This window comes from Klebsiella sp. K4 (assembly GCF_014596785.2).
GTDB classification, from domain to species: Bacteria; Pseudomonadota; Gammaproteobacteria; order Enterobacterales; family Enterobacteriaceae; genus Klebsiella; species Klebsiella pneumoniae.
The window spans coordinates 35,868-58,911 of record NZ_CP115021.1 but is presented as its reverse complement, the minus strand read 5'-3'; the positions used below and the strand labels follow the sequence as shown (position 1 = coordinate 58,911).

21 protein-coding genes and 1 pseudogene are annotated in these 23,044 nt (G+C 58.6%); 9 read left to right on the top strand and 13 right to left on the bottom strand.

Annotated elements, in window-relative coordinates; translation table 11 throughout:
* Positions 1-44 precede the first annotated feature (44 nt).
* Positions 45-1,271 (top strand): LysR family transcriptional regulator, encoded by a 1,227-nt coding sequence (locus tag IB144_RS00295; protein WP_065888726.1) that lies wholly within the window; start codon positions 45-47, stop codon positions 1,269-1,271.
* Here the strand turns inward: IB144_RS00295 and IB144_RS00290 are convergent.
* The 3 genes from IB144_RS00290 to IB144_RS00280 all read right to left on the bottom strand — a co-directional run bounded on the left by IB144_RS00290 (position 1,268) and on the right by IB144_RS00280 (position 5,067).
* Entirely contained in the window at positions 1,268-2,530 is a 1,263-nt protein-coding gene (locus IB144_RS00290) for a gallate dioxygenase (RefSeq protein WP_065888727.1), read from the bottom strand. The genes IB144_RS00295 and IB144_RS00290 overlap by 4 nt on opposite strands.
* 13 nt (positions 2,531-2,543) lie before the next feature.
* Complete coding sequence (locus IB144_RS00285) at positions 2,544-3,914, bottom strand: aromatic acid/H+ symport family MFS transporter (protein WP_065888728.1); 1,371 nt, start codon at positions 3,912-3,914, stop codon at positions 2,544-2,546.
* Positions 3,915-4,125: 211 nt separating this feature from the next.
* Positions 4,126-5,067, bottom strand: coding sequence for a LacI family DNA-binding transcriptional regulator (locus IB144_RS00280; RefSeq protein ID WP_002923154.1), 942 nt, complete (start codon positions 5,065-5,067; stop codon positions 4,126-4,128).
* Positions 5,068-5,360: 293 nt separating this feature from the next.
* On the opposite strand from IB144_RS00280, the gene IB144_RS00275 reads away from it, so the two are divergent.
* From IB144_RS00275 to IB144_RS00260, 4 genes are all read left to right on the top strand, one after another.
* Positions 5,361-5,675, top strand: coding sequence for a PTS sugar transporter subunit IIB (locus IB144_RS00275; RefSeq protein WP_004145041.1), 315 nt, complete (start codon positions 5,361-5,363; stop codon positions 5,673-5,675).
* 11 nt (positions 5,676-5,686) lie between these two features.
* Positions 5,687-7,009 (top strand): PTS cellobiose transporter subunit IIC, encoded by a 1,323-nt coding sequence (locus IB144_RS00270; protein WP_002923156.1) that lies wholly within the window; start codon positions 5,687-5,689, stop codon positions 7,007-7,009.
* Positions 7,010-7,106: 97 nt separating this feature from the next.
* Positions 7,107-7,409, top strand: coding sequence for a PTS lactose/cellobiose transporter subunit IIA (locus tag IB144_RS00265; RefSeq protein ID WP_002923158.1), 303 nt, complete (start codon positions 7,107-7,109; stop codon positions 7,407-7,409).
* A 144-nt stretch (positions 7,410-7,553) separates the two neighbouring features.
* Positions 7,554-8,933 carry a carbohydrate porin gene (locus IB144_RS00260; protein ID WP_032422633.1) on the top strand — a complete coding sequence of 460 codons (1,380 nt, stop codon included), beginning with the start codon at positions 7,554-7,556 and terminating at the stop codon, positions 8,931-8,933.
* Positions 8,934-9,132: 199 nt separating this feature from the next.
* Here IB144_RS00260 and phnV read toward each other — a convergent pair whose 3' ends face one another.
* The 5 genes from phnV to phnR all read right to left on the bottom strand — a co-directional run bounded on the left by phnV (position 9,133) and on the right by phnR (position 13,822).
* Positions 9,133-9,930 carry a 2-aminoethylphosphonate ABC transport system, membrane component PhnV gene (gene phnV, locus IB144_RS00255; RefSeq protein ID WP_004145044.1) on the bottom strand — a complete coding sequence of 266 codons (798 nt, stop codon included), beginning with the start codon at positions 9,928-9,930 and terminating at the stop codon, positions 9,133-9,135.
* Positions 9,931-9,932: 2 nt separating this feature from the next.
* Positions 9,933-10,793, bottom strand: coding sequence for a 2-aminoethylphosphonate ABC transporter permease subunit (gene phnU / locus IB144_RS00250; RefSeq protein WP_002923191.1), 861 nt, complete (start codon positions 10,791-10,793; stop codon positions 9,933-9,935).
* Positions 10,793-11,905, bottom strand: coding sequence for a 2-aminoethylphosphonate ABC transport system ATP-binding subunit PhnT (phnT, locus tag IB144_RS00245; protein ID WP_065888782.1), 1,113 nt, complete (start codon positions 11,903-11,905; stop codon positions 10,793-10,795). The genes phnU and phnT overlap by 1 nt, the downstream gene beginning before the upstream one ends.
* A 5-nt stretch (positions 11,906-11,910) precedes the next feature.
* Positions 11,911-12,924: a 2-aminoethylphosphonate ABC transporter substrate-binding protein gene (gene phnS / locus IB144_RS00240; protein ID WP_065888783.1), complete on the bottom strand. Its 1,014-nt coding sequence runs from the start codon at positions 12,922-12,924 to the stop codon at positions 11,911-11,913.
* Positions 12,925-13,102: 178 nt separating this feature from the next.
* A complete protein-coding gene (gene phnR / locus IB144_RS00235; RefSeq protein WP_004145049.1) occupies positions 13,103-13,822 on the bottom strand; it encodes a phosphonate utilization transcriptional regulator PhnR in 720 nt (239 codons plus the stop codon).
* 141 nt (positions 13,823-13,963) lie between these two features.
* Between phnR and phnW the strand changes: the two genes are divergently transcribed.
* Positions 13,964-15,067, top strand: a complete 1,104-nt coding sequence (gene phnW / locus IB144_RS00230) for a 2-aminoethylphosphonate--pyruvate transaminase (protein ID WP_004181579.1) — start codon at positions 13,964-13,966, stop codon at positions 15,065-15,067.
* A gap of 9 nt (positions 15,068-15,076) precedes the next feature.
* Positions 15,077-15,886 carry a phosphonoacetaldehyde hydrolase gene (phnX, locus tag IB144_RS00225; protein ID WP_062920368.1) on the top strand — a complete coding sequence of 270 codons (810 nt, stop codon included), beginning with the start codon at positions 15,077-15,079 and terminating at the stop codon, positions 15,884-15,886.
* Here the strand turns inward: phnX and nepI are convergent.
* Positions 15,883-17,076 (bottom strand): purine ribonucleoside efflux pump NepI, encoded by a 1,194-nt coding sequence (gene nepI / locus IB144_RS00220; RefSeq protein WP_002923205.1) that lies wholly within the window; start codon positions 17,074-17,076, stop codon positions 15,883-15,885. The genes phnX and nepI overlap by 4 nt on opposite strands.
* Positions 17,077-17,287: 211 nt before the next feature.
* Between nepI and IB144_RS00215 the strand changes: the two are divergent.
* Positions 17,288-17,649, top strand: a pseudogene (locus tag IB144_RS00215) (type II toxin-antitoxin system RelE/ParE family toxin).
* Positions 17,633-17,956: a DNA-binding transcriptional regulator gene (locus IB144_RS00210; RefSeq protein ID WP_004173862.1), complete on the top strand. Its 324-nt coding sequence runs from the start codon at positions 17,633-17,635 to the stop codon at positions 17,954-17,956. Before IB144_RS00215 ends, IB144_RS00210 begins: the two are co-directional and overlap by 17 nt.
* Before the next feature lie 128 nt (positions 17,957-18,084).
* Here the strand turns inward: IB144_RS00210 and IB144_RS00205 are convergent, their stop codons facing one another.
* The 4 genes from IB144_RS00205 to uhpB form a co-directional block, all read right to left on the bottom strand.
* Positions 18,085-18,537, bottom strand: coding sequence for a DUF1198 family protein (locus IB144_RS00205; RefSeq protein ID WP_004901545.1), 453 nt, complete (start codon positions 18,535-18,537; stop codon positions 18,085-18,087).
* A gap of 136 nt (positions 18,538-18,673) precedes the next feature.
* Entirely contained in the window at positions 18,674-20,065 is a 1,392-nt protein-coding gene (uhpT, locus tag IB144_RS00200; RefSeq protein ID WP_065888784.1) for a hexose-6-phosphate:phosphate antiporter, read from the bottom strand.
* Between the two features lie 145 nt (positions 20,066-20,210).
* Positions 20,211-21,539, bottom strand: a complete 1,329-nt coding sequence (locus IB144_RS00195; RefSeq protein ID WP_004145056.1) for an MFS transporter — start codon at positions 21,537-21,539, stop codon at positions 20,211-20,213.
* An 11-nt stretch (positions 21,540-21,550) separates the two neighbouring features.
* Entirely contained in the window at positions 21,551-23,032 is a 1,482-nt protein-coding gene (gene uhpB, locus IB144_RS00190) for a signal transduction histidine-protein kinase/phosphatase UhpB (protein WP_072198268.1), read from the bottom strand.
* Positions 23,033-23,044: the final 12 nt, after the last annotated feature.

The window sequence follows — 23,044 nt, the reverse complement described above, 5'->3', positions numbered from 1 at the left end:
TATTTATGTTGTCGTCTCACTCACTTTTTCAGGCCTGACGAACAATGCTAAAGAGAAAGCACGATAAAATTATAAATATCATGCAGCTGCGCTTTTTCTGTCAGGTCGCGCTGCGCGGTAGCGTCTCACGCGCGGCCGATGACTTATTCCGCACGCAGTCAGCGATAACCCGGGCTATTCGCGATCTTGAAGCCGCGTTGAACGTCACGCTGTTCGAACGCCATTACAGCGGCATGGTGCCCACCGAGTATGGCAAGTGCATCCTGCCGCGCGCCCGGCGGGCGATTGACGACCTGCAGGCCATCCCGGCGCTGCTGCAGAAGCACCATACCCGCAGCAGCGGCCCGCTGGCGGACGCCGGCTGGCTGTTCAATACCCGCCGCTTAGCCATTTTTATTCAGCTCTATCACGTCAACCATACCCAAACCGTCGCGCAACAGTTGGGGATCACTCAGCCGGCGGTCAGTGCCGCGCTGAAGGTCCTGGAAAAAGGAGCGGATTCGGCGCTATTTCGCCGGACGCCAGAGGGGGTGCGTCCCACGCCTGCCGCAGAGCTACTCTATCCCCCGGTGAGCAGAGCGCTCAACGAGCTGGAAAACATCTGGAGCGATCTCGCCGCCCGTCGCGGGGTGCTGGAGGGTAGCGTGCGCATTGGCGCCCTGCCGCTGAGCCGGACCCGGCTACTGCCCTCCGCCATCGCCGCCTTTCTGGCCCAGCACCCGGGCATCACCCTCATGACCAATGAAAGCCCGTATGAGTCGCTGGTCGCCGATATGCGGGCAGGTAATATCGATTTTATTATCGGCGCCCTGCGCCAGGATGAAGATCTCCCGGACCTCTGTAGCGAAGCGTTATTCGAAGAGGATATGTTGATTTTACTGCGTAATAACCACCCGCTGCTGCGCCATCCGGATCCGCGCAGCCAGCTGGCGACCGCGCAATGGGTGCTGCCGCGCGCCAACGCGCCGGCGCGCCATTTGCTGGATAAGGCGTTTGTCACCCTGGGGCTGCCGCTGCCCCAGCCGACGGTGGAGACCGGGGATGCGGCGATGGTGCGAGGATTGCTGCAGGACTCCGACATGCTGGCGGCGGTCTCCGCCAGCCAGATGCGTTTTGAGACAGACAATGGGCTGCTCAGCGTGTTGCCGGTCCCCCTGCCCGATACCACCCGGCGTATCGGGCTGACGTTTCGCGCCGGCAGCCTGCCCTCCCCGGCGACGCAAGCGCTGTTGCGTTTTATTTATCAGCAGGTTCAGGACAGAACCGCTTAACGTTTACCCGCCACCGAGTAGGTTACCTGCTGATTGCGCGTTTGCTGAAATGCTTCCAGCGTCTGCCCGCGCATCGCGGCGTAAATATGCAGGTTGGATACGCCGACCACCGCGCCCATTTTCTCCAGCAGGAAGAAGCTGGCGCCATACTGAATCAATCCCCGCCAGTCGCGCGCGTTAAGCAGTTGCTGTTCCTCCTCACTCAGTCCGGCTTCGGTATAAAGCGACTGAGGCGACTGCAGAAAACGTTCGCGCCAGGCAGGCTCAATCAGCCGATGCAGGAAACGGTTAAGCCGCAGCCCATTCAGGCTGCGCTCGTGGGTAAAAGGATAGGTTCCCGGCAGTTTCTCCACCCCGGCCAGCTGCTGCGCCATATGCTGGCGATGGCGCGTCAGGGTATCGACGGGGGGCAGGCGCGCATTGTTCTCAAGGATCAGCGTGGCGATACCGGTCATCGACGGCAGGTAATAGTCGCGCCAGGTTTCGGTGACATTGGCTGATAGCGCGCCGCGCATCACCAGCCACATGATCACTTCGGACCCCTCCATCCCCCCCAGCTCGGCATATTCGCCAAGGGTCATTTCGGTGAGCTTTTCCGGATCATTAACCAGCATGTCAACAAACTGGGCATCCCAGTCGGGATTATTAAATCCGCAGCGCTCGCCATGAACCTGATGCGAAAGGCCGCCGGTCGCGACAATCGCCACATTGATATCTTCCGGGAAACTTTCAATCGCCCGGCGCAGCGCCTGGCCGAGTTTGTAACAACGGCGCGCGCTCGGTACCGGAAATTGCAGCACGCCGATCTGTAACGGGATCACCGCCGTCGGCCATCCCTGCGCTTCATCCCAGGGCAACAGCGCCGAAAGCGGCGAGAAAAGGCCGTGGTCGAGCTTTTTATCCATAAAGAACGACATATCAAACTCATCGGCCATCAGGCTGGCGCCAATGTGCCTTGAGAGCGCCGCGTTGCCCTGGACCGGCGGCAGGCAGCGCGGTCCGCCGCCCTCATCGGCAACGTCATAGTGACTGTCGATTCCCAGCGTAAAAGTCGAATAGTGATCGAAGAAAAAGGCGGTCACATGGTCATTAAAGATGTACACCAGCGCATCCGGTTTTTTCTCCTCCAGCCAGCGCTGCAGCGGTTCGAAGCTCTGGAAGATCGGCGCCCACGCCGGGTCCTGCTGTTTATGATGATCGACCGCGAAGCCGATAGTCGGGGTATGAGAGACGGCGATACCGCCGAGAATGTTAGCCATCAGATAACTCCACTTATCGGTGTTCCAGGGGGGATGACAAAGCGTCCAGTTCTGCCTCTGTGAGTCGAGGCTTAGCGTGATTCATACGGTGCAACAAAATACAAATCCCCGCCAGGCAGGCCGGCAGCGCAAGCACCAAAAAGATCGACGAGTGTCCCGGCACAGCCAGCATCAGCATCCCGCCCAGCGTGGAGCTGAGAATAGCCCCGGTACGGCCGATACCATGCATCCAGCTGACACCGGTAGCGCGGATCTCGGTTTGATAATAGGCTGGCGAATAGGCCTGCAGACCGTTCTGCGCGCCGTTAATGCACATCCCGCTGATGAAAATCAGCACCGACAGCGCCGCCGAACCGAAATCCATCAACCCCTGGGACAACAGGCACAGGCAGCCGAGGAAATAGGTTGCCGCAATCACCGCTTTCGCCGAAGCACGATCCATCAGCATCCCGACAAGGATCCCGCCCAGCGGGCCGCCGAGCTGGAACAAACCGGTCATCATCGCCGCCTGCTGCAGCGACAGCCCACCGGAGCGGAGAATGGTTGGCAGCCAGCCGTTCAGCAGGTAAATCACGAACAGCCCCATAAAATAGGTTAACCACAGCGCTACCGTGCCGCGGGCATAACCATGCCGGAACAGCTGTGCCACTTTGCTGCTCCGCGTGATGGGCGGTGCATTGAGCTGGAAAACGGTTTCAGCCGTAAACTGGCCCCCAAGCCGGTTAAGCGCCCTGGCGATCTGCTCGCCCGGTAGTCGGCGCGCCACCATGTTCATCGCCGACTCCGGCAACATCACGATCATAAAGGGGAGCACCACGAGCGGCAGCACGCCGCCAAAAATCAGCGCCGAGTGCCAGCTGTAATGCGATAACAACCCGGCGGCGATAAAGCCGCCGAGGCCGGAACCCACGTTAAAACCGCTGTACATCAGGGTGATCATCACCCCTTTACGCCGCTCCGGCATATATTCCGCCACCAGCGTGACGCAGTTGGGCATCACGGCGCCAAGTCCAAGGCCGGTGAGAAAACGCATCAGCGCCAGCTGTGATGGGCTTTGCGCCACGGCGCCGGCCAGGCTGAACAGCGCAAACAGCGCCACCGACCAGAGTAAAATGCGTTTTCGGCCGTAGCGGTCAGAAAGCGGGCCCGCCACCAGGGCGCCGATGGCGACGCCGAACATGGCCGCCCCGAGTATCGGCCCCATTTCAGCCCGGCTGATGCCCCAGTCCTCAATGAGCGCCGGGGCGACAAAGCCCATCACCGCAGCGTCATAACCATCCAGCATAATGATGATGAAACAGAGTAGCAGCACGTTCCATTGAAAGCGCGAGACCGGACGGGCATCTATCCACGCTTTCACATCGACAACGTTCGTGTGATTCATAGGGTGACTTCCTCAAGCAGGCGGTACGAATGTTCTGGTTAGTGTTTTTTGAGTGGAACTTTCGTACTCAACTTAAGGCAGGTCACGCAGGCTGTCCGGTTCGAAAACCCGGCGTCAGATATGAGTTTTATTTATAATGTGAGGGATACGACAAAAACCAGCCAGCAAAAAACCCGCAGCCAACGGCGGCGGGTCAGGGCAAGAGCAGCGTTTAGTGCTTCGGAATAATTAAATCGCCGCGCAGCGGGCTGCCGCCCGGGTTGTCCGTTTTCTCGGTCAGCCAGTTGACGATCCGCGACGCCATCGCGTCCATGGAATATTCAATCGCCGGGATAGTCGGGATACCGGGCAGCTGTAACGATCCGGCGAGGCTAAACACCATGACATTTTGCGGAACGGCGCGGTTAAACGCCTGCAGCTGCGGCACCACGCGCTGCGCCTGCTGTTCATCGCTCACCAGCAGCGCGTTAAAGTTCAGCGTCGTGGCGTTATTGACCAGCTCCTGCACCGCCACCGACGGCGAGGTGTTATCCAGAAACACCAGGTTGCGATTAAACGGCAAAAAGTTTTTTTCCAGCGCGTGCTTGTAGCCCAGCAGCACCTGGTCGGCAAAGCCGCTGCTCTGCGGATGAATCAGTGCAATCTGCCGTCTCCCCTGGCTAATCAGATAGTGACAGGCGGTTTCGGCGGCGAAAGCATGATCGAACTGAATACTGTTGTCGCCTTCGCTATCGAGGCAGTCCACCAGCACCACGTCCGGGCGGTTAATATTCAGAGGAAAACGCGCGCCGATGATTAGCACGTTATCGCACAGCCCGCAGGTCAACTCCTCTAGAGAGTTCATCACGCCGTGGCTGGTGTTGGCGAAGCGCAGCAGCAGGTGTTTCTGGTGCTGGCTGAGCTGTTTTTCCAGGGCGTAGAGATAGCTGGTGGTTTGGTTGATGTTGTCCTGGGCGCAGATGACGCCGATGCAGCCGGTGGACTGGCTGAGCAACGACTGGGCTATCATGTTTGGCCGGTAATTGAGCGCTTCCGCCGCCTGCAGCACCGCCTGACGACTGGCTTCCTTCACGCCACGTGAGCCGCTCAACACTCGCGACACCGTGGCTTTGGAAACCCCGGCAAGTCGTGAAACATCATTGATTGTCGACATCATTTTCCCCTGCGCGGGCGCCGCGTCCCGCCAAAATCCTGTAAACCTGAATCGCTTCAATTGTGACCAGCGCAGTATATCCATTTCGCCATTTCTTTGGAAACCGATTTTCCATTTCAGCGCAAAACATCGCCAAATCGACAGAATAATGTGAGCGAAATCCAATAAATCCGCCCTATAAGCAGGAGATCTTGACCACTATCACAGTTCTGCTTTTTATAAATGGAAACCGGTTTCCGTCTGATATCAAATCACCCACGCAATAACTTTTTACATTTTGAGGATGGTCGTCGATGTACAAGATTATGCTGTGCTGCTCTGCCGGGATGTCCACCAGTCTGCTGGTCAGAAAGATGGTTGAGGCGGCGAATGAACGTGACCTGCCGGTGCAGATTGACGCCTATGGCGTTTCCGAATTTGACATGCAGTTTCCGCAGTATCAGGTGGTTTTGCTTGGCCCCCAGGTGAAATACATGTTGAAAACCCTGTCTGACAAAGCGGCTTCCCTGAACATTCCCGTTCAGCCCATCGATACGATGGACTACGGTATGCAGCGGGGAGACAACGTCCTGAATTATGCTCTGTCGCTGATCCCAGCGGCGCACTGAGAGGTGTTGAAATGAGTTCTCTGTATCAGTCCATGATTGCCGTGATCGAGCAATCTATTACTCCGCTGGCAGGACGCCTTGGGCAGCAGAAATACGTTATCGCTATCCGCGATGGCTTCACTGCCGCCTTGCCGTTTATGATCATCGGCTCTTTCATGCTGGTATTTATCTTTCCGCCGTTTTCACCCGATACCACCAACGGCTTTGCCCGCGGCTGGCTTGATTTCTCCCAGCATTACCGCGAACAGCTGATGCTGCCGTTTAACCTCAGCATGGGCGTGATGACCTTCTTTATCTCGGTCGGCATTGGCGCCAGCCTCGGTCGTCAGTTTCAGCTCGATCCGGTGATGTCCGGTCTGCTGGCGTTTATGGCTTTCCTGCTGGTCGCCGCGCCCTATGCCGATGGCAAAATTTCCACTCAGTATCTGTCCGGTCAGGGCATTTTCACCGCGCTGATCACCGCCATCTACTCCACCCGCGTTTACGCGTGGCTGAAGCAAAACAACATTACGATTCGTCTGCCGAAAGAGGTCCCCACCGGCGTCGCCCGTTCGTTTGAAATCCTGATCCCGGTGCTGGTGGTTATTGCGACTCTGCATCCGCTGAATCTGTTTATCGAAGCGCAGACCGGGATGATCCTGCCGCAGGCGATCATGCATCTGCTGGAGCCGCTGGTTTCCGCCTCCGACTCGCTGCCGGCGATTTTGCTCTCTGTTCTGATGTGCCAGATTTTCTGGTTCGCCGGTATCCACGGCTCGCTGATTGTTACCGGCATTATGAACCCGTTCTGGATGGCCAACCTGTCGGCAAACCAGGCGGCGCTGGCGGCTGGCACGGTACTGCCGCACGTCTACCTGCAGGGCTTCTGGGATCACTATCTGCTGATTGGCGGCGTCGGTTCTACCCTGCCGCTGGCCTTCCTGCTGCTGCGTAGCCGGGCCACCCATCTGCGCACCATCGGCAAGATGGGCATCGTGCCGAGCTTCTTTAATATCAACGAGCCGATTCTGTTCGGAGCGCCGATCATCATGAACCCGATGATGTTTATCCCCTTCGTCTGCGTACCGATGGTCAACGCGGTGCTGGCTTACGGCGCGACGCGTCTTGGCTGGCTGAGCCAGGTGGTGTCGCTGACGCCGTGGACTACGCCGGCCCCAATTGGCGCGTCGTGGGCGGCTAATTGGACCCTGAGCCCGGTGGTGATGTGTCTCATCTGCATGGTGATGTCGGCGGTCATTTACCTGCCGTTCCTGCGCGCTTATGAACGTTCCTTAATGAAAACCGAAGTTGAGAAAGCCAAAAATAGCGTTCCGGTAGCAGAAACCGTTAGCTAATCCCTCTCCTTCCGGAGAGATAATAAGATGACAGCGTAATAATGCAGAAAATGGACTTTCACTGCATTATTAAATAATAAATACCTCAGGAATACACATGATTGAATTAGAAGATGCGGTAATGGAAATTATCGTTAATGCGGGACAGTCACGCTCATTATGTTTTGAAGCGCTGCATGCGGCCCGAACCGGAAATATCGACGAAGCGCGCTTACTCTTAAACGAGGCCGACGGTTACGCCCGCCGGGCGCATCAGATGCAGACCCAGCTCATCGGGCAGGATGCCGGTGAAGCGCGTCAGCCCATGACGCTGATTATGGTACATGCCCAGGATCATTTGATGAATTCGCTGCTGGCCCGCGAGTTCTCAGAAGAATTAATCCATCTGTACCAGCGTTAATTAATATGGAATAACGTTAGCGAGAATATTATTCTCCGGCGTCGCTGTACCCTAAAAAACAAATCAGCTTATTTTGGCTATTTATTCTAGCCAGAATGGGATGGTTATTATCTGAAATATATTAATTATTAAAGCGAGATAACCATGAATACTGTAAAAAAACTGCCTTTAGCCATGGCAGTGGTCGCCGCGCTGTGCCCAATTTCTGTCATGGCGCAAGAATTTACGCAGGAACAGATCGACGCCATCGTCGCCAAAGCCGTTGATAAAGCGCTGGCCGACCGCCAGGCAAAAATCGACGCCGCGGCCAACAAAAAGGTCGACGTGATTACTAACCCGGAAACCACCGCCGCCTCGCCGGATATGGCCATTCCGTTCGGCCTCAAGTTCAGCGGCTACGCCCGCTATGGCGCCCACTTCCAGACCGGCGACCAGAAATATGTCGGCGTCGACGGCTCCTATAACGGCGCCTCGGCGATCGGCCGTCTGGGCAACGAAAGCAACGGCGGCGAATTCCAGATCAGCAAGGCCTTCAAAAGCGCGCAGGGGGCTATCTGGGATCTTAACGTGATGTTCGACCACTGGAGCGACGAAGTTAACCTGAAGAAGGCCTACGTCGGGGTCACCAACGTGCTGGAATCCAACCCCAACGCCTATATCTGGGCCGGCCGCGACTTCCACCAGCGTCCGCAACAGGGGATCAACGACTACTTCTGGATGAACCACGACGGCCAGGGCGCCGGGGTGAAGAACTTTGATATCGGCGGCGTGCAGTTCGACGTGGCGGCGGTCTCGCAGGTGAAATCCTGTAGTCCGGAAGTGATGGCCGACGAGACCAACCCGTCGCGCATCACCTGTACCGGCAGCTCCGACACCGGCGACAACGGCCACTACGCGCTGACCACCAAAACCCACAACATCAAGGCCGGGCCGATCGACGTCGAGGTGTACGCCAACTACGGCTTTGATTCGAAGGCGGTGGACAGCGACGCGCGTCTCGAAGCCTGGCAGGGCGGGCTGGTGCTGAGCCACACCAACGACAGCGGGGTAAACAAGGTGATCCTGCGCTACTCCGACAACTCGGATAACAGCGTCTACAACAAAACCGACGACCTGACCACGGTCTACGCCAGCTTCGAGGGCAGCCATAAGTTCACCCAGCAGGCGCAGATCGAATACCTGCTGGCTTTCCATGACTACGACAACGGCAAAGATAATACCGACAACCGCAAAAACTACGGCGCCATCGTGCGGCCGATGTACTTCTGGAACGACGTGCACTCCACCTGGCTGGAAGCGGGCTACCAGCGCGTGGATTACGACCAGGGCGGGGATAACCACGGCTGGAAGCTGACGCTGTCGCAGAACATCGCCATCGGCATGGGGCCGGAGTTCCGTCCGATGCTGCGCTTCTACGTCACCGGCGGCCAGGTGGACAATGAGCATACCGCGAAGGTGAACGGCACCCAGGACCAGCAGCTGGATTCGCTGAACGTCGGCGGGATGTTTGAGGCGTGGTTCTGATGCGATAGCGTTGCCGAAGGAGCGTTCCCGGCTGGCGCTACGCTTAGCCGGGCTACAACGGGTGCGCTCCATTTATGCCGGATGGCGGCATAAATGCCTTATCCGGCCTACGTTCCTTCCTGCGGGCTCCCCCCCCAGGACCGGCAAGCGCAGCGCCGCCGGGCAGTCAGACCCGTGCCCTGGTGACGTCATCAATTCTTTATCTCTGGCTTAATCGGCGGGCGATACGCTCAAGCTTCATCATCAACAGCAGCGTGACGCCCACCAGCACAATGGTCAGCGCCGAGCCATCGGCGATATTGCCGCGATCGGTGAGGCTGAAAATGGTCACCGGCAGCGTCGTCCAGCCCGGCGGATAGATCATCACCGTCGCCCCTAGCTCTCCCATCGACAGCGATAAGCTCAGCGCCAGCGCCGAGATCATCCACGGCGTCATCAGCGGCAGTGTCACATGGCGCAGGCGATACCACGGCGAAGCGCCCAGGCTGGAGGCGACGTTTTCAATATCAGCGGAAATACGCGCCAGCCCGGTCGTTACGTTGCTGAAGGTAAAGGCGGAGATCAGCACGAAGTGCGCCGCCAGAACGATAAAGAAGGTGCCGTTCATCTGCAGCGGCCCCTGGCTAAACGCCACCAGAATGCCCAGCCCGACGGAAACCGAGGGGATGGCGCTGGGCAGATAAAACGCCAGGCCAAGATATTTCTGTAGCGTCGCGCCATACTGGCGCAGCGCCAGCGCCGCCCACATCCCGCACAGCAGCGCCAGCAGGCTGGCGCAGAAGCCCACCATCAGGCTCGAAAACAGCGAATCCCACGCCGCGCCGCGAAAGGCGTTAACAAAGTGGGCAAAGGTAAAGCCGGTGGGCAGCAGGCCATTCCATTGTTTACTCAGGCTGGAGAGTAAAATCACCGCCAGCGGCAGCAGGAAAACGCCGGCAAAAAGCGTCACCGCCAGCGCGCCCGCCGCCGCGCGGCCTTTACGCGACCAAATCAACATCGTTAACTCCTTACGCCAGTGCGCGCCGCCGCCAGCCGATAGAGCATAAACAGCCCCAGCGACAGCAGAATATTGATCAGCGCAATCATGCAGGCCACGCTGTAATCCGACTCCAGAATCGCCTTGCTGTAGACCATCATCGGCAGGGTATTAACCCCTTTGGCGCCAATAAACAGCACGATCCCGAACTCGTTAGTGGTCAATAGCAGGCACAGGCTGCCGCCCGCCATCAGCGCCGGGAGCGCCGCCGGGAAGATAACCTGGGTAATCACCCGTAACGGATGAGCGCCGAGAATACTCGCCGCTTCCAGCTGGCTCTTATCTATCTGCCGCAATCCCGCCATCAGCGGACGCATCACCAGCGGCGTAAAGACGGTAATCTCCGCCAGAATCACGCCGTTAATCGAATAGAGGAAGTCTACCGGCGGCAGTTCAAAAGCAAACAGCGCCATCAGGGTGCCGTTGAGCAGCCCCGCCGAGCCGTAAATAAAGGTGAACGCGAGAGTGATAAGAAAGGTCGGCAGCGCAATAAAAGTATCAATGACCCGGCTCACCAGTTGGCTGCCGGGAAACGGAATAAACACCAGAATCAGCGCCAGCACGCTGCCGAGCACCAGACAGCCAAGGGTAGCGAACACCGCAATCTGTAAGGTATTGAGCAACGCGCCAATAAAGCGTTTTGAGTCAATCACTTGCCAGAAGGTCTCGAGGCTCAGGTTGCCGCTGGCGTCGCGCAGCGCCTGTTCGGCGATCAGCAGCAGCGGATAGAAAAACAGCGTCGCCAGCACCAGCAGCGGCAACGCCAGCCACAGGTAAGGGCGTAGGTTTCGCGCCGGACGCGCAAGCGTGAGGGTTTGCGCCATCATTGCACCTCGATCAGAACCGCATCGCCAGGTTCGAAGTAGAGCGCCAGCTTGTCCCCCGCGCGCGGCAGTGGGTTGACCTGAGTCATGACGATCCGCACCGCTTCGCCGGCAACATCGCACAGCAGATGCGTCAGATCGCCCTGCCAGTGTACCGAGGTCAGGGTAGCATTGAGACGATTACTGGTTGCCGATCGCGGCGCCAGGCTCATGTGCTGCGGGCGAATGCATAACAGCTTTTTGTTGCCATGCAGGCCGCCCCGGCTGAAGGCGTTAATCAGGCCGCCGCCGCAGCTTACGCTAACCAGCCCCGGCTCGGGGCTGTCTTTCAGCGCCGTCGCCTGCAGGATATTGGCGCGGCCGAGGAATTCGGCGCTAAAGCGGTTCGGCGGATAGTGGTACAGCTCGTGCGTTTCACCGTGGGCGATCAGCGACCCGTCTTTCATGATGCCGATTTTGTCCGCCAGGGTCAGCGCTTCGGTCTGATCGTGGGTGACGTAGAGGATGGTGAGCTCCGGCAGTTCGCGATGCAGGCGGGCAATCTCTTCCACCATGTTATGGCGAATTTGCGCATCCAGCGCCGACAGCGGTTCATCAAGCAATAGCACCCGAGGACGCACGGCAATCGCGCGGGCTATCGCCACGCGCTGCTGCTGGCCGCCAGAAAGCTGATGCGGGTAGCGGGTGGCGTAATCCGCCATGCCGACGATTTTTAAGGCTTCAGTCACCCGCTCGGCGATAAGCCCCCTGGGCTGCTTTTGCGCCCGCAGGCCGAAAGCAACGTTATCTTCCACCTTCATATGCGGAAACAGCGCGTAGTTCTGCACCACCATCGCCAGCTCGCGTTTGTACGGCGGCAGCTGGGTGACGTCCGTATCGCCGATCAGGATCCGCCCGCCAGCCGGTTGCACAAAACCGGCAATCGCCCGCAGCACCGTGGTTTTCCCGGAACCGGAAGGGCCAATCAGCGCCAGCACCTCACCGGGCTCAATGGTCAATGACAGCGGTTTTAAGACCACGTTGCCGTGGTATGAAACGCGCAGCGAGTCCAGGGTGATCCCGGACGTCCCCGCCAGCGACGGGGAAGAAGTGACGGTGGTTTTCATCAACATCAGGCTTACTCGCTATCGGTCACTTTATGCCAGCGGGCAATGTCAGCCGACAGCGATACCGCGACATCGTCCCAGTTAGGTTCCCAGCTCTTCACGCCGTCGAGCGCCGCTTTCGCCGCCTTAAAGTTAGCATCATCCGGCGCTACATCGCTGCGTACCGGCAGGCCCCAGGAGCGCGCGCTGACGCTGGATTGCGCCGGTTTATCCAGCAGGAAATTGATCAGCTTTTTGCCGTTTTCGCTGTTCGGTCCGTTCTGCACCAGCCCGATGGTGTAGGGCAGCGCCAGCGCGCTGCGCTCGCCTTTGTCATCCGCCGGCCAGAAAATTTTAACGTTCGGGTTACGCGCCATCTGCGACAGGTTCATCTGCAGATCGCCGTTGGCGACGTACAGCTCGCCTTTATTGACCAGCGCCGTCAGCTTACCGGTCGAGGCCGATGGGCCAACGTTATTGGCCTGCAGCTTGCCCAGATACTCGAAGCCGGCGTCTTTGCCGCCGAGGCTGTGGAACGCCTGCAGCATCACCGCGGTACCGTCGCCCGCCTGACCCGGCGTGGAGTACTGCAACTTGTTCTTAAAGCGGCTATCCAGCAGATCCTGCCAGCTGGCCGGCGCGCTTTTCAGCAACTGACTGTTATAGATGAAGGTCAGATAGTTATTCACCAGCGGCGCGTAGCGGTCGTTAGCGCCGGGGATCTGCGCGCTACCTTGCGGGGTAAAGGTTGCCAGCAATTGCTCTTTCGCGGCGCGCTGGATAAACGGCGGCACCGTGACCAGCACATCGGCCTGCGGATTGGTGCGCTCCTTCGCCAGACGCTCGACGATCGCGCCAGAGCCGCCTTCCACATACTGCACTTTGATGCCCGTCGCTTTGGTGAAGGCGTCAAACTGGCTCTGATACCAGCTGTTATCGCCGTCATGCAGGCCGTCGGCGGAGTAAACCGTGACGACGCCGTCCGCCCAAACCGGAGAGCTGGTCAGCGCGAACAGGGACAGCAGAGCAAGTCGGGAGAGTTTCATCGTGTAAGCCTCATCGGATAGTCAGTTATTCTGGTGTAGACCAGATTTAGCTTCACGCTACCGGGGGTTTATGACAAAACGATGAAAGAAGTGTGTCGAAGGAGTTAAAACGAGCGGGATGCGTAGCCCCGGCACGCGCTAGCGCCACCGGGGAGATCAAAAAATTTAACTAATAAAATCAATGGGTATCGACTTCGATCCGCAGGCTATCATGCCGCCAGTATTCGATATCGTAGTCGAGAATACGCCCGTGCTGATCGTAATTCAGCCTGCGCAACAGCAGCGCCGGGCGCCCCTCCATCACCCCCAGCGCCTCGGCGGCCTGCGGCGGCATTGAGGTGGGATAAAACGACAGATGCATACTGGTATAGATCAGGTCGTAGTGAGTTTGATAAATCTCGGTCAGACTGCCGTTGAGATCGTGGCGCAGCAGCTCAGGCACCCGCGCGGGCAGACAGTGGTTTTCGCAGTAGCACACCGGACGCCCGTCGGCATAGCGCAGCCGGGTCAGCAGGTAGACCTGATCGAAGGGCTGCAGCGCCAGCGGCGCCATCACATCCAGCGGCACGGCAGCCAGGCGGCCATCAAGCAGCACCGTTTTCGGTTCGCGACCCTGCTCGAGACACAGCTTGTGGAAGTTGGTATTTTGCGTCGGATCCAGCCATAGACGCTCCGGCGTCACAAACCAGCCGCGGCGGTCGGCGCGGTAAATCACGCCGCTGGCCTCCAGCTGCGCCAGGCTCTCACGCACCGTAATCCGCGTCGTGTTGAACAGCGCGCACAGCTCGCGCTCGGAAGGCAGCTTGTCGCCGCTTTTGAGGGCGCCGTTTTGAATACGCGCCTGCAGCTGCGCCTTAATCATCAGGTATTGCGGCATCTCGCCAGAGGGTGATTTCATGTTTACTCACTGCCACTTTTCGTGCGCTCATTATACATAGCCAGATGAATTTTTTGTTGCAGCGCCACATTTCCTTTGACCCTGTCCCGGCTTTGTCTCCATGATAACTATAAATCTGGTATAGACCAAATGGTGAGACAAATGACTTCACGGAACTACCTGCTGCTGACCCCCGGCCCGCTAACCACCTCCCGTACGGTAAAAGAGGCGATGTTGTTCGATAGCTGTACCTGGGATGATGATTACAATCTCGGCGTGGTACAGACCATTCGCCAGCAGCTGGTGCAGTTGGCTACCCCGGCCGACGGTTATACGGCGGTGCTACTGCAGGGTAGCGGCAGCTACGCGGTCGAAGCGGTGCTCGGCAGCGTCATCGGCGAACAGGGCAAAGTGTTGATCGTCAGCAATGGCGCCTATGGCGCGCGTATGATTGAGATGGCGCAGCTGATGGGCATCGCCTGCCACCCTTACGACTGTGGCGAAGTCTCCCGTCCGGACGCGGCCGCGATCGAACAGATCCTGCAGAACGACCCGGCGATCACCCATATCGCGATGGTACACAGCGAAACCACCACCGGTATGCTGAATCCGATCGAAGAGGTGGCCGAACTGGCGAAACGGTACGATAAACGCTATATCGTCGATGCGATGAGCAGCTTCGGCGGCATTCCACTGGATATCGCCGCGCTGAATATTGATTACCTGATAAGCTCCGCCAACAAATGCATTCAGGGCGTGCCGGGCTTTGCCTTCGTGATTGCCCGCGAAGCGGAGCTGGCCGCCTGCAAAGGCCGTTCGCGCTCGCTGTCGCTGGATCTGTACGCCCAGTGGCGCTGCATGGAGGACAACCACGGCAAGTGGCGCTTCACCTCGCCGACCCATACCGTGCTTGCCTTCGCCCAGGCGCTGAAAGAGCTGGCGCAGGAGGGCGGCGTCAGCGCTCGCCATCAGCGCTACCGCAACAATCAGCGCCGTCTGGTGGCAGGGATGCGCGCGCTCGGCTTCCGGCCGCTGCTCGACGATAGCCTGCACTCGCCGATCATTACCGCCTTTTATTCACCGGATGCGCCGCAGTATCGCTTTCACACCTTCTACCAGAAGCTGAAAGATCAGGGCTTCGTTATCTATCCGGGCAAAGTATCGCAAAGCGACTGCTTCCGCATCGGCAACATTGGCGAAGTCTACGACGCCGATATCACCGCCCTGCTGGCGGCTATCGACAACGCCATGTACTGGAAACAATAAGGAACCGCCATGAACCGTATTAGCGCACTGATCCTTGACTGGGCAGGCACCACCGTAGACTTCGGCTCTTTCGCCCCGACGCAAATCTTCGTCGAGGCCTTCCGCCAGGCCTTCGATATTGAGATCACCCTTGAAGAGGCCCGCGTGCCGATGGGGCTTGGCAAGTGGCAGCACATTGAGGCGCTGGGCAAACTCCCTGCTGTCGATAGCCGCTGGCAGGCCAAATTCGGCCGCGCGATGACGGCCGCCGATATCGATGCGATCTACGCCGCGTTTATGCCGCTGCAAATCGCTAAGGTTGTCGATTTTTCCGCACCGATTGCCGGCGTGGTCGACACCATCGCCGCGCTGCGCGCCGAGGGCCTGAAGATCGGCTCCTGCTCGGGTTATCCGCGCCCGGTGATGGAAAAGCTGGTACCGGCCGCCGCCGCCCAGGGCTACGCCCCGGACCACTGGGTCGCCACCGATGACCTTGCCGCCGGCGGTCGTCCGGGCCCGTGGATGGCGCTGCAGAACGTGATTACCCTGGGCATAGACGATGTGGCCCACTGCGTGAAGGTCGACGACGCCGCGCCGGGCATCAGCGAAGGGTTACATGCCGGGATGTGGAGCGTCGGGCTGGCGGTGTCCGGTAACGAATTCGGCGCTACCTGGGAGGAGTACCAGGCGATGTCGAAAGCGGAAATCGCCACCCGCCGCGAGCGGGCGGCAGACAAACTGTATGCCGCCGGGGCGCATTATGTGGTTGATACCCTGGCGGACCTGCCGGAAGTGATTGCCGACATCAATGCCCGGCTGGCAAAAGGCGAGCGGCCTTAAGCGGGTGAATTCACCTTCACTTTGGCCGCCACCAGCAGGCCGGTAAACAGCATCAATATCCCTGACAACACCAGCGGCGACAGCAGCCCTAAGTGGTCAAGCGCAATGCCGCCGACCGCGGCGCCGCAGGTGTTGGCCAGCTGGATCACCGCCACCTGAATCGACCCGGCTTTTTCCGCCTGATCGGAGAGGGAACGGGTGATCCACGTTGACCACCCCACCGGGATCAGCGCAAACGCGAAGCCCCAGATAATCGCCACCGTCGAGGCGATGATTTTGCTCTCTCCCCACAGCACCAGCGCCACCGCGCAGGCGGTCAGCACCAGCGGCGCAATCGCCAGCGCCGCTTTCACCGAACGCTTGAGCAGCACCGAGGAGAGCGAGGTGCCGATAAAGCTGGCGATACCAAAGCTCAGCAGCACCAGCGTCAGGCCGTCGACGTCAAAACCGGCGAGGGTCATGTAAACCGGGCGAATATAGGTAAAGAAGGCGAACTGTCCGGCAAAGGCCATGAAAATGGCGCACATTCCGGCCATCACCCCCGGACGCTTCAGCAGACCAAACATATTTTGCTGCTGAGAAGCCGATTCACCGGGCAGCGACGGCAGCGCTTTCAGCACCCAGAGCGTACACAGCACGCCCATTACCGCCGCGCCGTTAAAGACGTTGCGCCAGCCGATAAGCCCGCCAAGGAAACTGCCCAACGGGGCGGCGATCACCAGCGCGATTGATACCGCGCCGAAGATAATCGATAGCGCTTTCGGCACCACGCGCATCGGCACCAGACGCATGGTCAGCGATGCGGACATCGCCCAGAAACCGCCGAGCGCCAGGCCCAGACAGGCGCGCCCCAGCAGTAGCAGGGTGAAGCTATCAGCGAAAGATACCAGCAGGCAAGAAAGGGTCAGCAGCAGTGAAAACAGGATAACCACGTAGCGGCGATCGGTTTTACCTATCACCGTGGTGATAAACAGGCTGGAAAACATCGCGACGAATGCCGTCGTCGTCACCGACTGCCCGGCCATCCCTTCGGAGATGCCTAAATCCAGCGCCATCGGCGTCAGCAGGCTGACCGGCAAAAACTCAACGGTAATCAGGCAGGCGACGCAGAAAGCAACCGCGAAAACCGCCGACCAGTTTGGCCGCGCGAGATCGCGTGCATGGGGTTTGGTTTCATTTGAATGACTCATGAGTGACCTGCGAAGAAAGTGGCGGAAAGCTGCGCAGTGTAACATTTTGTATGTGACGTACTTAACGTTTTCGCAACTCTTCTCGCTTTTCATAAGAGGATGCGTAGCTGCTCGCATGTTTAAAAAAACGATGCTTGCTATCGCTTTAACAAATCTCAGGAGAATTTAATATAGCACTATGTGCTATACTTTTAACGACAGGATGTCAGCAATGCGTATCTTTAAAACCAAATGGTTCGCCAGAGAGGCTAGCTCTCATGGCATTTCCGACGACGAGCTCTATCAGGCAATTCAATCTGCGCTTCAGGGCAAGGTGGTTGATTTAGGAGGAGGGGTTTATAAAAAGCGACTCAACAAGAATCGCGATCGCGCAATCATCCTTACCAAAAAAGCGCAGAGTATTGGTTTTATACCTTTCTATATGCCAAACAGGATATGGCCAATATCAACCATCGCGAATTAATGGGGTTTCGTGAGTTAGCAAAACACTATGCCAATCTCTCTGAAGAGAAAACGACGGCCTTAGTTAAAAGTAAAGAATTAGTGGAGATTTGCGATGACAGCAAAAAATAAATACAAAAGCCCGGCTTTCGAAGCGATCCATAGCGCTGCGTCGGGGCTATTCAGCGTTGGCGCAATCCCACAGGAAACAATGCGCCATTTTGATGAATCATGTCTCGGTAGCGTAGCCGCACTTCAACCCATTGAAATTAAAGCGCTACGTGAACAACTCAATGTTAGCCAACCCGTGTTCGCTCGTTATCTGAATACCAGCGTGTCTACCGTGCAAAAATGGGAGACTGGCGCTAAACGACCGAGCGGAATGTCATTAAAATTGCTTAGCGTCGTACAAAAACACGGCCTGAAAATCCTACTGTAGTTATCCTGCCGGATGGCGCTTACGCTTATCCGGCCTACAAGTGACGAGTGCGGAAACCGTAGGCCGGATAAGGCGCAGCCGCCATCCGGCACAAAAAGCGATGAACCCCAGGCCGAATAACTATGAGATCAGTGCAGCCAGTGCACGCCGTCTTCCGGGAGAAACAGGTCGTTGTAGCGCTGCTGTAGGTTATGTAAATCGCTCACATCCGGGTCCAGCTCGCGCAGAAAACCTTGCGCCAGGCGGATCTGCGCGTCGGTAATCGGCGCCGCTAAACGTGCTTTTTGCATCAGGCGATACCAGTAATGCAGGTTTTTTTCGCTGGCGTCGACAATCGCGACCTGCCAGATCAGCAGCACCTGGGCGGCGTTCTGCAGATGTGCTTCATTCGGCCGCTCCAGGTAACGCAAATACTCATTACCGGCGGTTTTTCCCAGCTGATCGATCATCGATTCCAGCGGGACAGGCGTGATGCCGAGGCGTTCGCTCAGGCGGCGGATCGCGCGGCGTGAATCAGAGGTAAGCACCCGAAATCCCACAACAAACACCACTACCAGGGTGGCCAGTCCTATCCAGATCATGCATCCTCTCATCCAATCGCAGCCTGACTATCATAATGGGAATTTGCCTGCTGTCGACTGTCGGACCTGGCATAATGCGCAAGAAATAAAAAAGCCCGGCGCGAAGGCCGGGCAAGGTTACCAAATACCTGGTGAATCAGGCGGTCTGCAAAATACGGTTCTTTTTCTCGCGGCGAATTTTACGCTCTTCAAAGATAGCCACGATGGCCATCAGGCAGATACAGCCGACGGCGGCGGCGTCCAGCGCCGCAAAGGTGCCGGCCCAGCCGGTCAGGCCGAAGACCGGGGTGCCGTCGGCGATCATCCCGAGACCCAGTTTGGCGAAGCTATCGCCGATCAGATAGGCGAAGGTGCCCTTGATCCCATCGGCGGCGCCGATCGCTTTTTTCGGTACGAAACCGACGGCGGCGACGCCGATCAACAGCTGCGGACCAAACACCAGGAAGCCCAGCGCAAATAACGAGGCCAGATAGACGTACTGGTTGCTGGCGTGTTGGTAAACCCCAAGGGTGGCGATAATTAGCGCCAGCGCGATGCAGGCCACCAGCGCGCGGCGGCCGTTGGCCAGATCCGACAGCCAGCCCCACAGTAGCGTGCCAACCAGCGCGCCGACCTCAAACAGGGTAAAGCCCTGAATCGCCACCTCTTTAGACAGCTTCAGCTCCTGGAAGGCGTACACGGTGGACCACTGATCGATACCGATACGCACCACGTAGAGGAAGATGTTGGAGAAGCACAGCAGCCAGATCACTTTGTTTTTCAGCACGTACTCAACAAAGATCTGCCACTTGGTCATCGCATTTTCTTCGGTCTCTTTGTCCTCTTCGCTGATCGCTTCGCCAAACAGCTCTTCCGCCGTGCCGAGGCCGTAGGATTCCGGAGAGTCGCTACCGTAGCGCAGGCCGATAAAGCCAACGATCAGCGCAATAATCGACGGGAAGATAAACATGCCGATCACATGGCCGTCGAACAGATAGTTGGCGCCAAACAGCGCCACGCCCGCCGCGCCCGCGCCGCCGAGGTTGTGGGAGATATTCCAGAAGCCGAGGAAAGTGCCGCGTTTGCGTCTGGGCGTCCACTTGGTGATGGTGGAATAGCTGCACGAGCCGCCGGTGCTCTGGAAGAAACCGCTCAGCGCATAGAAGGCGATCATCAGGAACAGGTTGGTAGAACCCGCCCCCATGCTGGCGCTAAAGCCCAGCATACAGATGGCGGAGAGGATCAGCATAAACGGCAGGAACTGCTTGGTGTTTTTGCCGTCGGCATAATAAGAGACCAGCGTCTTGCCCACGCCGTAGGTGATGGAGAAGCCCAGGCCAATCATCCCCAGCTGGGTCATGCTCAGCCCGTAGGTGGAGATCATGTCGTTCTGCGCGATGTTAAAGTTCTTGCGGATCAGGTACATGGTCAGGTAGCCGATGAAAACCACCAGATAGGACTGCATGAAAGGTTTGAACCACATTTTGCGCCGCACATCGAGCGGCAGATCCAGGGTCGGCTTGCGCACCTGATTCAGAAAGGCCAGCATGGGTATCTCCTGAGCTGATTTTTTATGCCTGCGTAATAACCAGGCATTGTAAAAACCAGCGCGCCGTCTGGCCTGAGACGGCGTCCAGGTAAAACCGGGAAAATTTCTTAGTTTTGCCCCGTTCGCGGCGAAAGGGTGAGCTACATCACGCTTCGCTGGCGGTACGCGGCGCCTGCGCGTTTAAAAACGGCAGCAGCAGCAGCGCGGAAATGCCGGCGGCAATCGCAATCACCACGAAGAATCCGGTCCAGTGCCAGATATCCATCACCTGCGCCAGCGGCCAGCCGGAAAGCGAGGCGCCAAGATAAGCGAACAGGCCGACAAACCCGGTTGCCGCCCCGGCGGCTTCTTTATGCGAACATTCCGCCGCCGCCATGCCGATCAGCATCTGCGGGCCGAAAACGAAGAAACCGGTAGTGAAGAAGCAGGCCGCCTGCATGACATAGCTGGCGAACGGCATCAGCCACAGGCCGCCAACCGACAGCAAAATTCCGGCGGCGAAAATCAGGTTCATCGGCCCACGGTTGCCGTTAAACAGCTTATCCGAGCCCCACCCCGCCACCAGCGCGCCGATAAAACCGCCCAGCTCAAACATGGTCACCGCCGAGTTAGCGGTCACCAGATCGACGCCGAGCGTCTCCGACATATACAGATTGCCCCAGTCGTTAATCGCCGCCCGCACCACGTACACCAGCACATAGCACAACGACAGCAGCCAGATGTAGGGATTGGCCAGCACGTAGCGGGTGAGGATCGCTTTACGAGACATCCCAGCGCCTTCCTGCTGCTGGGCGATTTCCAGCGCATCGTGACGCCAGTCGCCCACGGCGGGTAACCCCACCGCCTGCGGGCGATCGCGCAGCCGCCAGCACAGATACAGTCCGGCGAGGATCGCCAGACAGCCGGCAATGGTCATCCCGGCACGCCAGCCGTAGTGCAACGCCGCCGCTCCCACCACCATCGGGATCAGCGCGCCGCCGACGTTATGCGCCGTATTCCATAGCGCCCACCAGCCGCCGCGCTCGGTCCGCGAATACCAGGCCGTCAGCAGTCGGGCGCAGACCGGCGAGCCCCAGCCCTGGAAGAAGGCATTCAGCGCCCACAGCAGCGCGAAAGCCCATAGTGAGGAAGAAAAACCGAACAGAATATTCACCACCCCGGTGGCGATAAGCCCAAGCCCCATAAAATAGCGGGCGTCGGAGCGGTCGCTGACGATACCAGAGAAAAATTTCGACAGTCCGTAGGTGATATAGAACAGCGTGGCCAGCAGGCCAATATCGCTGCGGGTCAGGACGTTGCTGGCGAGAATTTCCGGGACCGCGGCGTTAAAGCTTTTGCGGGTGAAATAGAACAGCGCGTAGCCCAGCCAGATGGTCAACAGGATATGGCGACGCCAGTAGCGATAACGCGCATCAAGCTCGCGTTTATCGCTAATCGGCGCAGCGTCCGGCGGGGCTTTTAAAAAGGCGAACATCGGCGATCCTCTCAGGCGTAACGCAGCGGTAGATTGACGCACACCCGGGTACCGTGGGTGCAGGAGATCGTCAGTGTGCCGCCCAGGGCGGTCACGCGCTCGCGCATGCCGGTCAGGCCGAACCCCTGCAGATTCGACCCCGGCGGCAGGCCGCAACCGTCATCTTCCAGCACCAGCATTAGTCGCTCATCCTGCTGCCAGCCCTGCAGAGTGACAGCGCTGGCGCTGGCGTGCTTGACGATATTATTCAGCCCCTCCTGGCAAACGCGAAACAGCGTCACGCGCTGGTTCTCGCTCAGTCCCGCCTCGTTAATCCGCCAGTCGAGATGGCTGACAATGCCGCGGTCCTCCAGCTCCATCTCGCGCATCAACGAACGTACCGCCTGCTCCAGCGGCAGGTCGTCGAGCTGACGCGGACGCAGACGGCCTAGCAGTCTACGCACCGAGTCGTAAACTCCCAGCGACAGCTGTTCTATCAGCTGACCGCTCTGGCGCACGCTGGCGTTGTCCGGCGCCAGCCGCTGTACGATCCCGGCCTGGGTGCGGATCGCGGTGATGGTCTGGCCGATATCATCATGGAGCTCGCGGGCGACGTCTCGCCGCACGCTCTCTTCGGTCTCCAGCAGGCGTTCCGCCAGCCGACGATTACGCGCCAGCTCGCTTTGTAATGACTGATTCAGCTCGCGTAGCCGCTGGATCCCCGCCCCCAACAGCAGCCCGGTGAGGCTCTGTGCCAGCAGGGAAAGCAATAAATCGACCGGGTGATCGTGCCAGGTCTGGCTGGCAATCAAGGCGATAGCGTTCATCAGGGTGGCGATCAGCGCTCCCTGCCAGCCGTAGTGCCAGGCGAGGGCGATAATCGGCAGCGCCAGACAAAACGGGGTAAAGCGGGAGAGCTCGGCGGGCAGGCCAAGCTGCAGCCACAGGCTAATGGTGAATAACAGCAGATACCAGATCAGATGCCGCCCGCGCCAGTTAACCGGCTGCGCCACCAGCGCCGGCCCCAGCGGCCGCCAGACGGTGCTGGTAAGATAGTGCCAGAAAACCAGGCAGGTCGGCGCCAGCGTCAGGCCGCCGGTCAGCGTCAACAGCAGGGCGTTAAGCCCCTCGTCCCCCTCCGCCAGCCACGGCAGCGATTGCAGCAGCGCGGCGGCCATTAACGCCCCGCCCTGACGCAGCAGCGTCAGCCAGTCGCGCTGCTGCCGGTAGCGCGAGATCAACGCCACCGGCAGCAGAGTCAGCAGGCTTCCGGTCATCAAAATCATCGGGTGCGCCAGCGCCACCTCCTGCGCCAGCCAGAAGATAAGCAGCCATTCGGTTCCCAGCAGCACTGGCCAGTAGCCGCGGGGGCATTGCAGCATTAACCCCAGCCGCAGGCCAAAGGGAAACAGCAGCACCGCTAAATCCGCGCGTTCCACCAGATGCAGACTGATGCTCCACAGGCAGAACCAGGCGGCCGCGAAGATAAAGGCGCAGCCGATGACCGACAGCAATCGTGAGACGAC

Excerpts from the sequence above, each read along its gene's own strand:
- IB144_RS00205 (WP_004901545.1), bottom strand. The coding sequence starts at position 18,537 with ATGATCTGGATAGGACTGGCCACCCTGGTAGTGGTGTTTGTTGTGGGA.
- uhpT (WP_065888784.1), bottom strand. The coding sequence starts at position 20,065 with ATGCTGGCCTTTCTGAATCAGGTGCGCAAGCCGACCCTGGATCTGCCG.
- nepI (WP_002923205.1), bottom strand. The coding sequence starts at position 17,076 with ATGAGTCATTCAAATGAAACCAAACCCCATGCACGCGATCTCGCGCGG.
- phnV (WP_004145044.1), bottom strand. The coding sequence starts at position 9,930 with ATGTTGATTTGGTCGCGTAAAGGCCGCGCGGCGGCGGGCGCGCTGGCG.
- IB144_RS00210 (WP_004173862.1), top strand. The coding sequence starts at position 17,633 with ATGACAGCAAAAAATAAATACAAAAGCCCGGCTTTCGAAGCGATCCAT.
- phnW (WP_004181579.1), top strand. The coding sequence starts at position 13,964 with ATGACTTCACGGAACTACCTGCTGCTGACCCCCGGCCCGCTAACCACC.
- IB144_RS00260 (WP_032422633.1), top strand. The coding sequence starts at position 7,554 with ATGAATACTGTAAAAAAACTGCCTTTAGCCATGGCAGTGGTCGCCGCG.
- IB144_RS00270 (WP_002923156.1), top strand. The coding sequence starts at position 5,687 with ATGAGTTCTCTGTATCAGTCCATGATTGCCGTGATCGAGCAATCTATT.
- phnU (WP_002923191.1), bottom strand. The coding sequence starts at position 10,793 with ATGGCGCAAACCCTCACGCTTGCGCGTCCGGCGCGAAACCTACGCCCT.
- IB144_RS00265 (WP_002923158.1), top strand. The coding sequence starts at position 7,107 with ATGATTGAATTAGAAGATGCGGTAATGGAAATTATCGTTAATGCGGGA.
- phnX (WP_062920368.1), top strand. The coding sequence starts at position 15,077 with ATGAACCGTATTAGCGCACTGATCCTTGACTGGGCAGGCACCACCGTA.
- IB144_RS00280 (WP_002923154.1), bottom strand. The coding sequence starts at position 5,067 with ATGTCGACAATCAATGATGTTTCACGACTTGCCGGGGTTTCCAAAGCC.
- IB144_RS00275 (WP_004145041.1), top strand. The coding sequence starts at position 5,361 with ATGTACAAGATTATGCTGTGCTGCTCTGCCGGGATGTCCACCAGTCTG.
- phnT (WP_065888782.1), bottom strand. The coding sequence starts at position 11,905 with ATGTTGATGAAAACCACCGTCACTTCTTCCCCGTCGCTGGCGGGGACG.
- IB144_RS00285 (WP_065888728.1), bottom strand. The coding sequence starts at position 3,914 with ATGAATCACACGAACGTTGTCGATGTGAAAGCGTGGATAGATGCCCGT.
- IB144_RS00195 (WP_004145056.1), bottom strand. The coding sequence starts at position 21,539 with ATGTTCGCCTTTTTAAAAGCCCCGCCGGACGCTGCGCCGATTAGCGAT.
- IB144_RS00290 (WP_065888727.1), bottom strand. The coding sequence starts at position 2,530 with ATGGCTAACATTCTCGGCGGTATCGCCGTCTCTCATACCCCGACTATC.
- phnS (WP_065888783.1), bottom strand. The coding sequence starts at position 12,924 with ATGAAACTCTCCCGACTTGCTCTGCTGTCCCTGTTCGCGCTGACCAGC.
- IB144_RS00295 (WP_065888726.1), top strand. The coding sequence starts at position 45 with ATGCTAAAGAGAAAGCACGATAAAATTATAAATATCATGCAGCTGCGC.
- phnR (WP_004145049.1), bottom strand. The coding sequence starts at position 13,822 with ATGAAATCACCCTCTGGCGAGATGCCGCAATACCTGATGATTAAGGCG.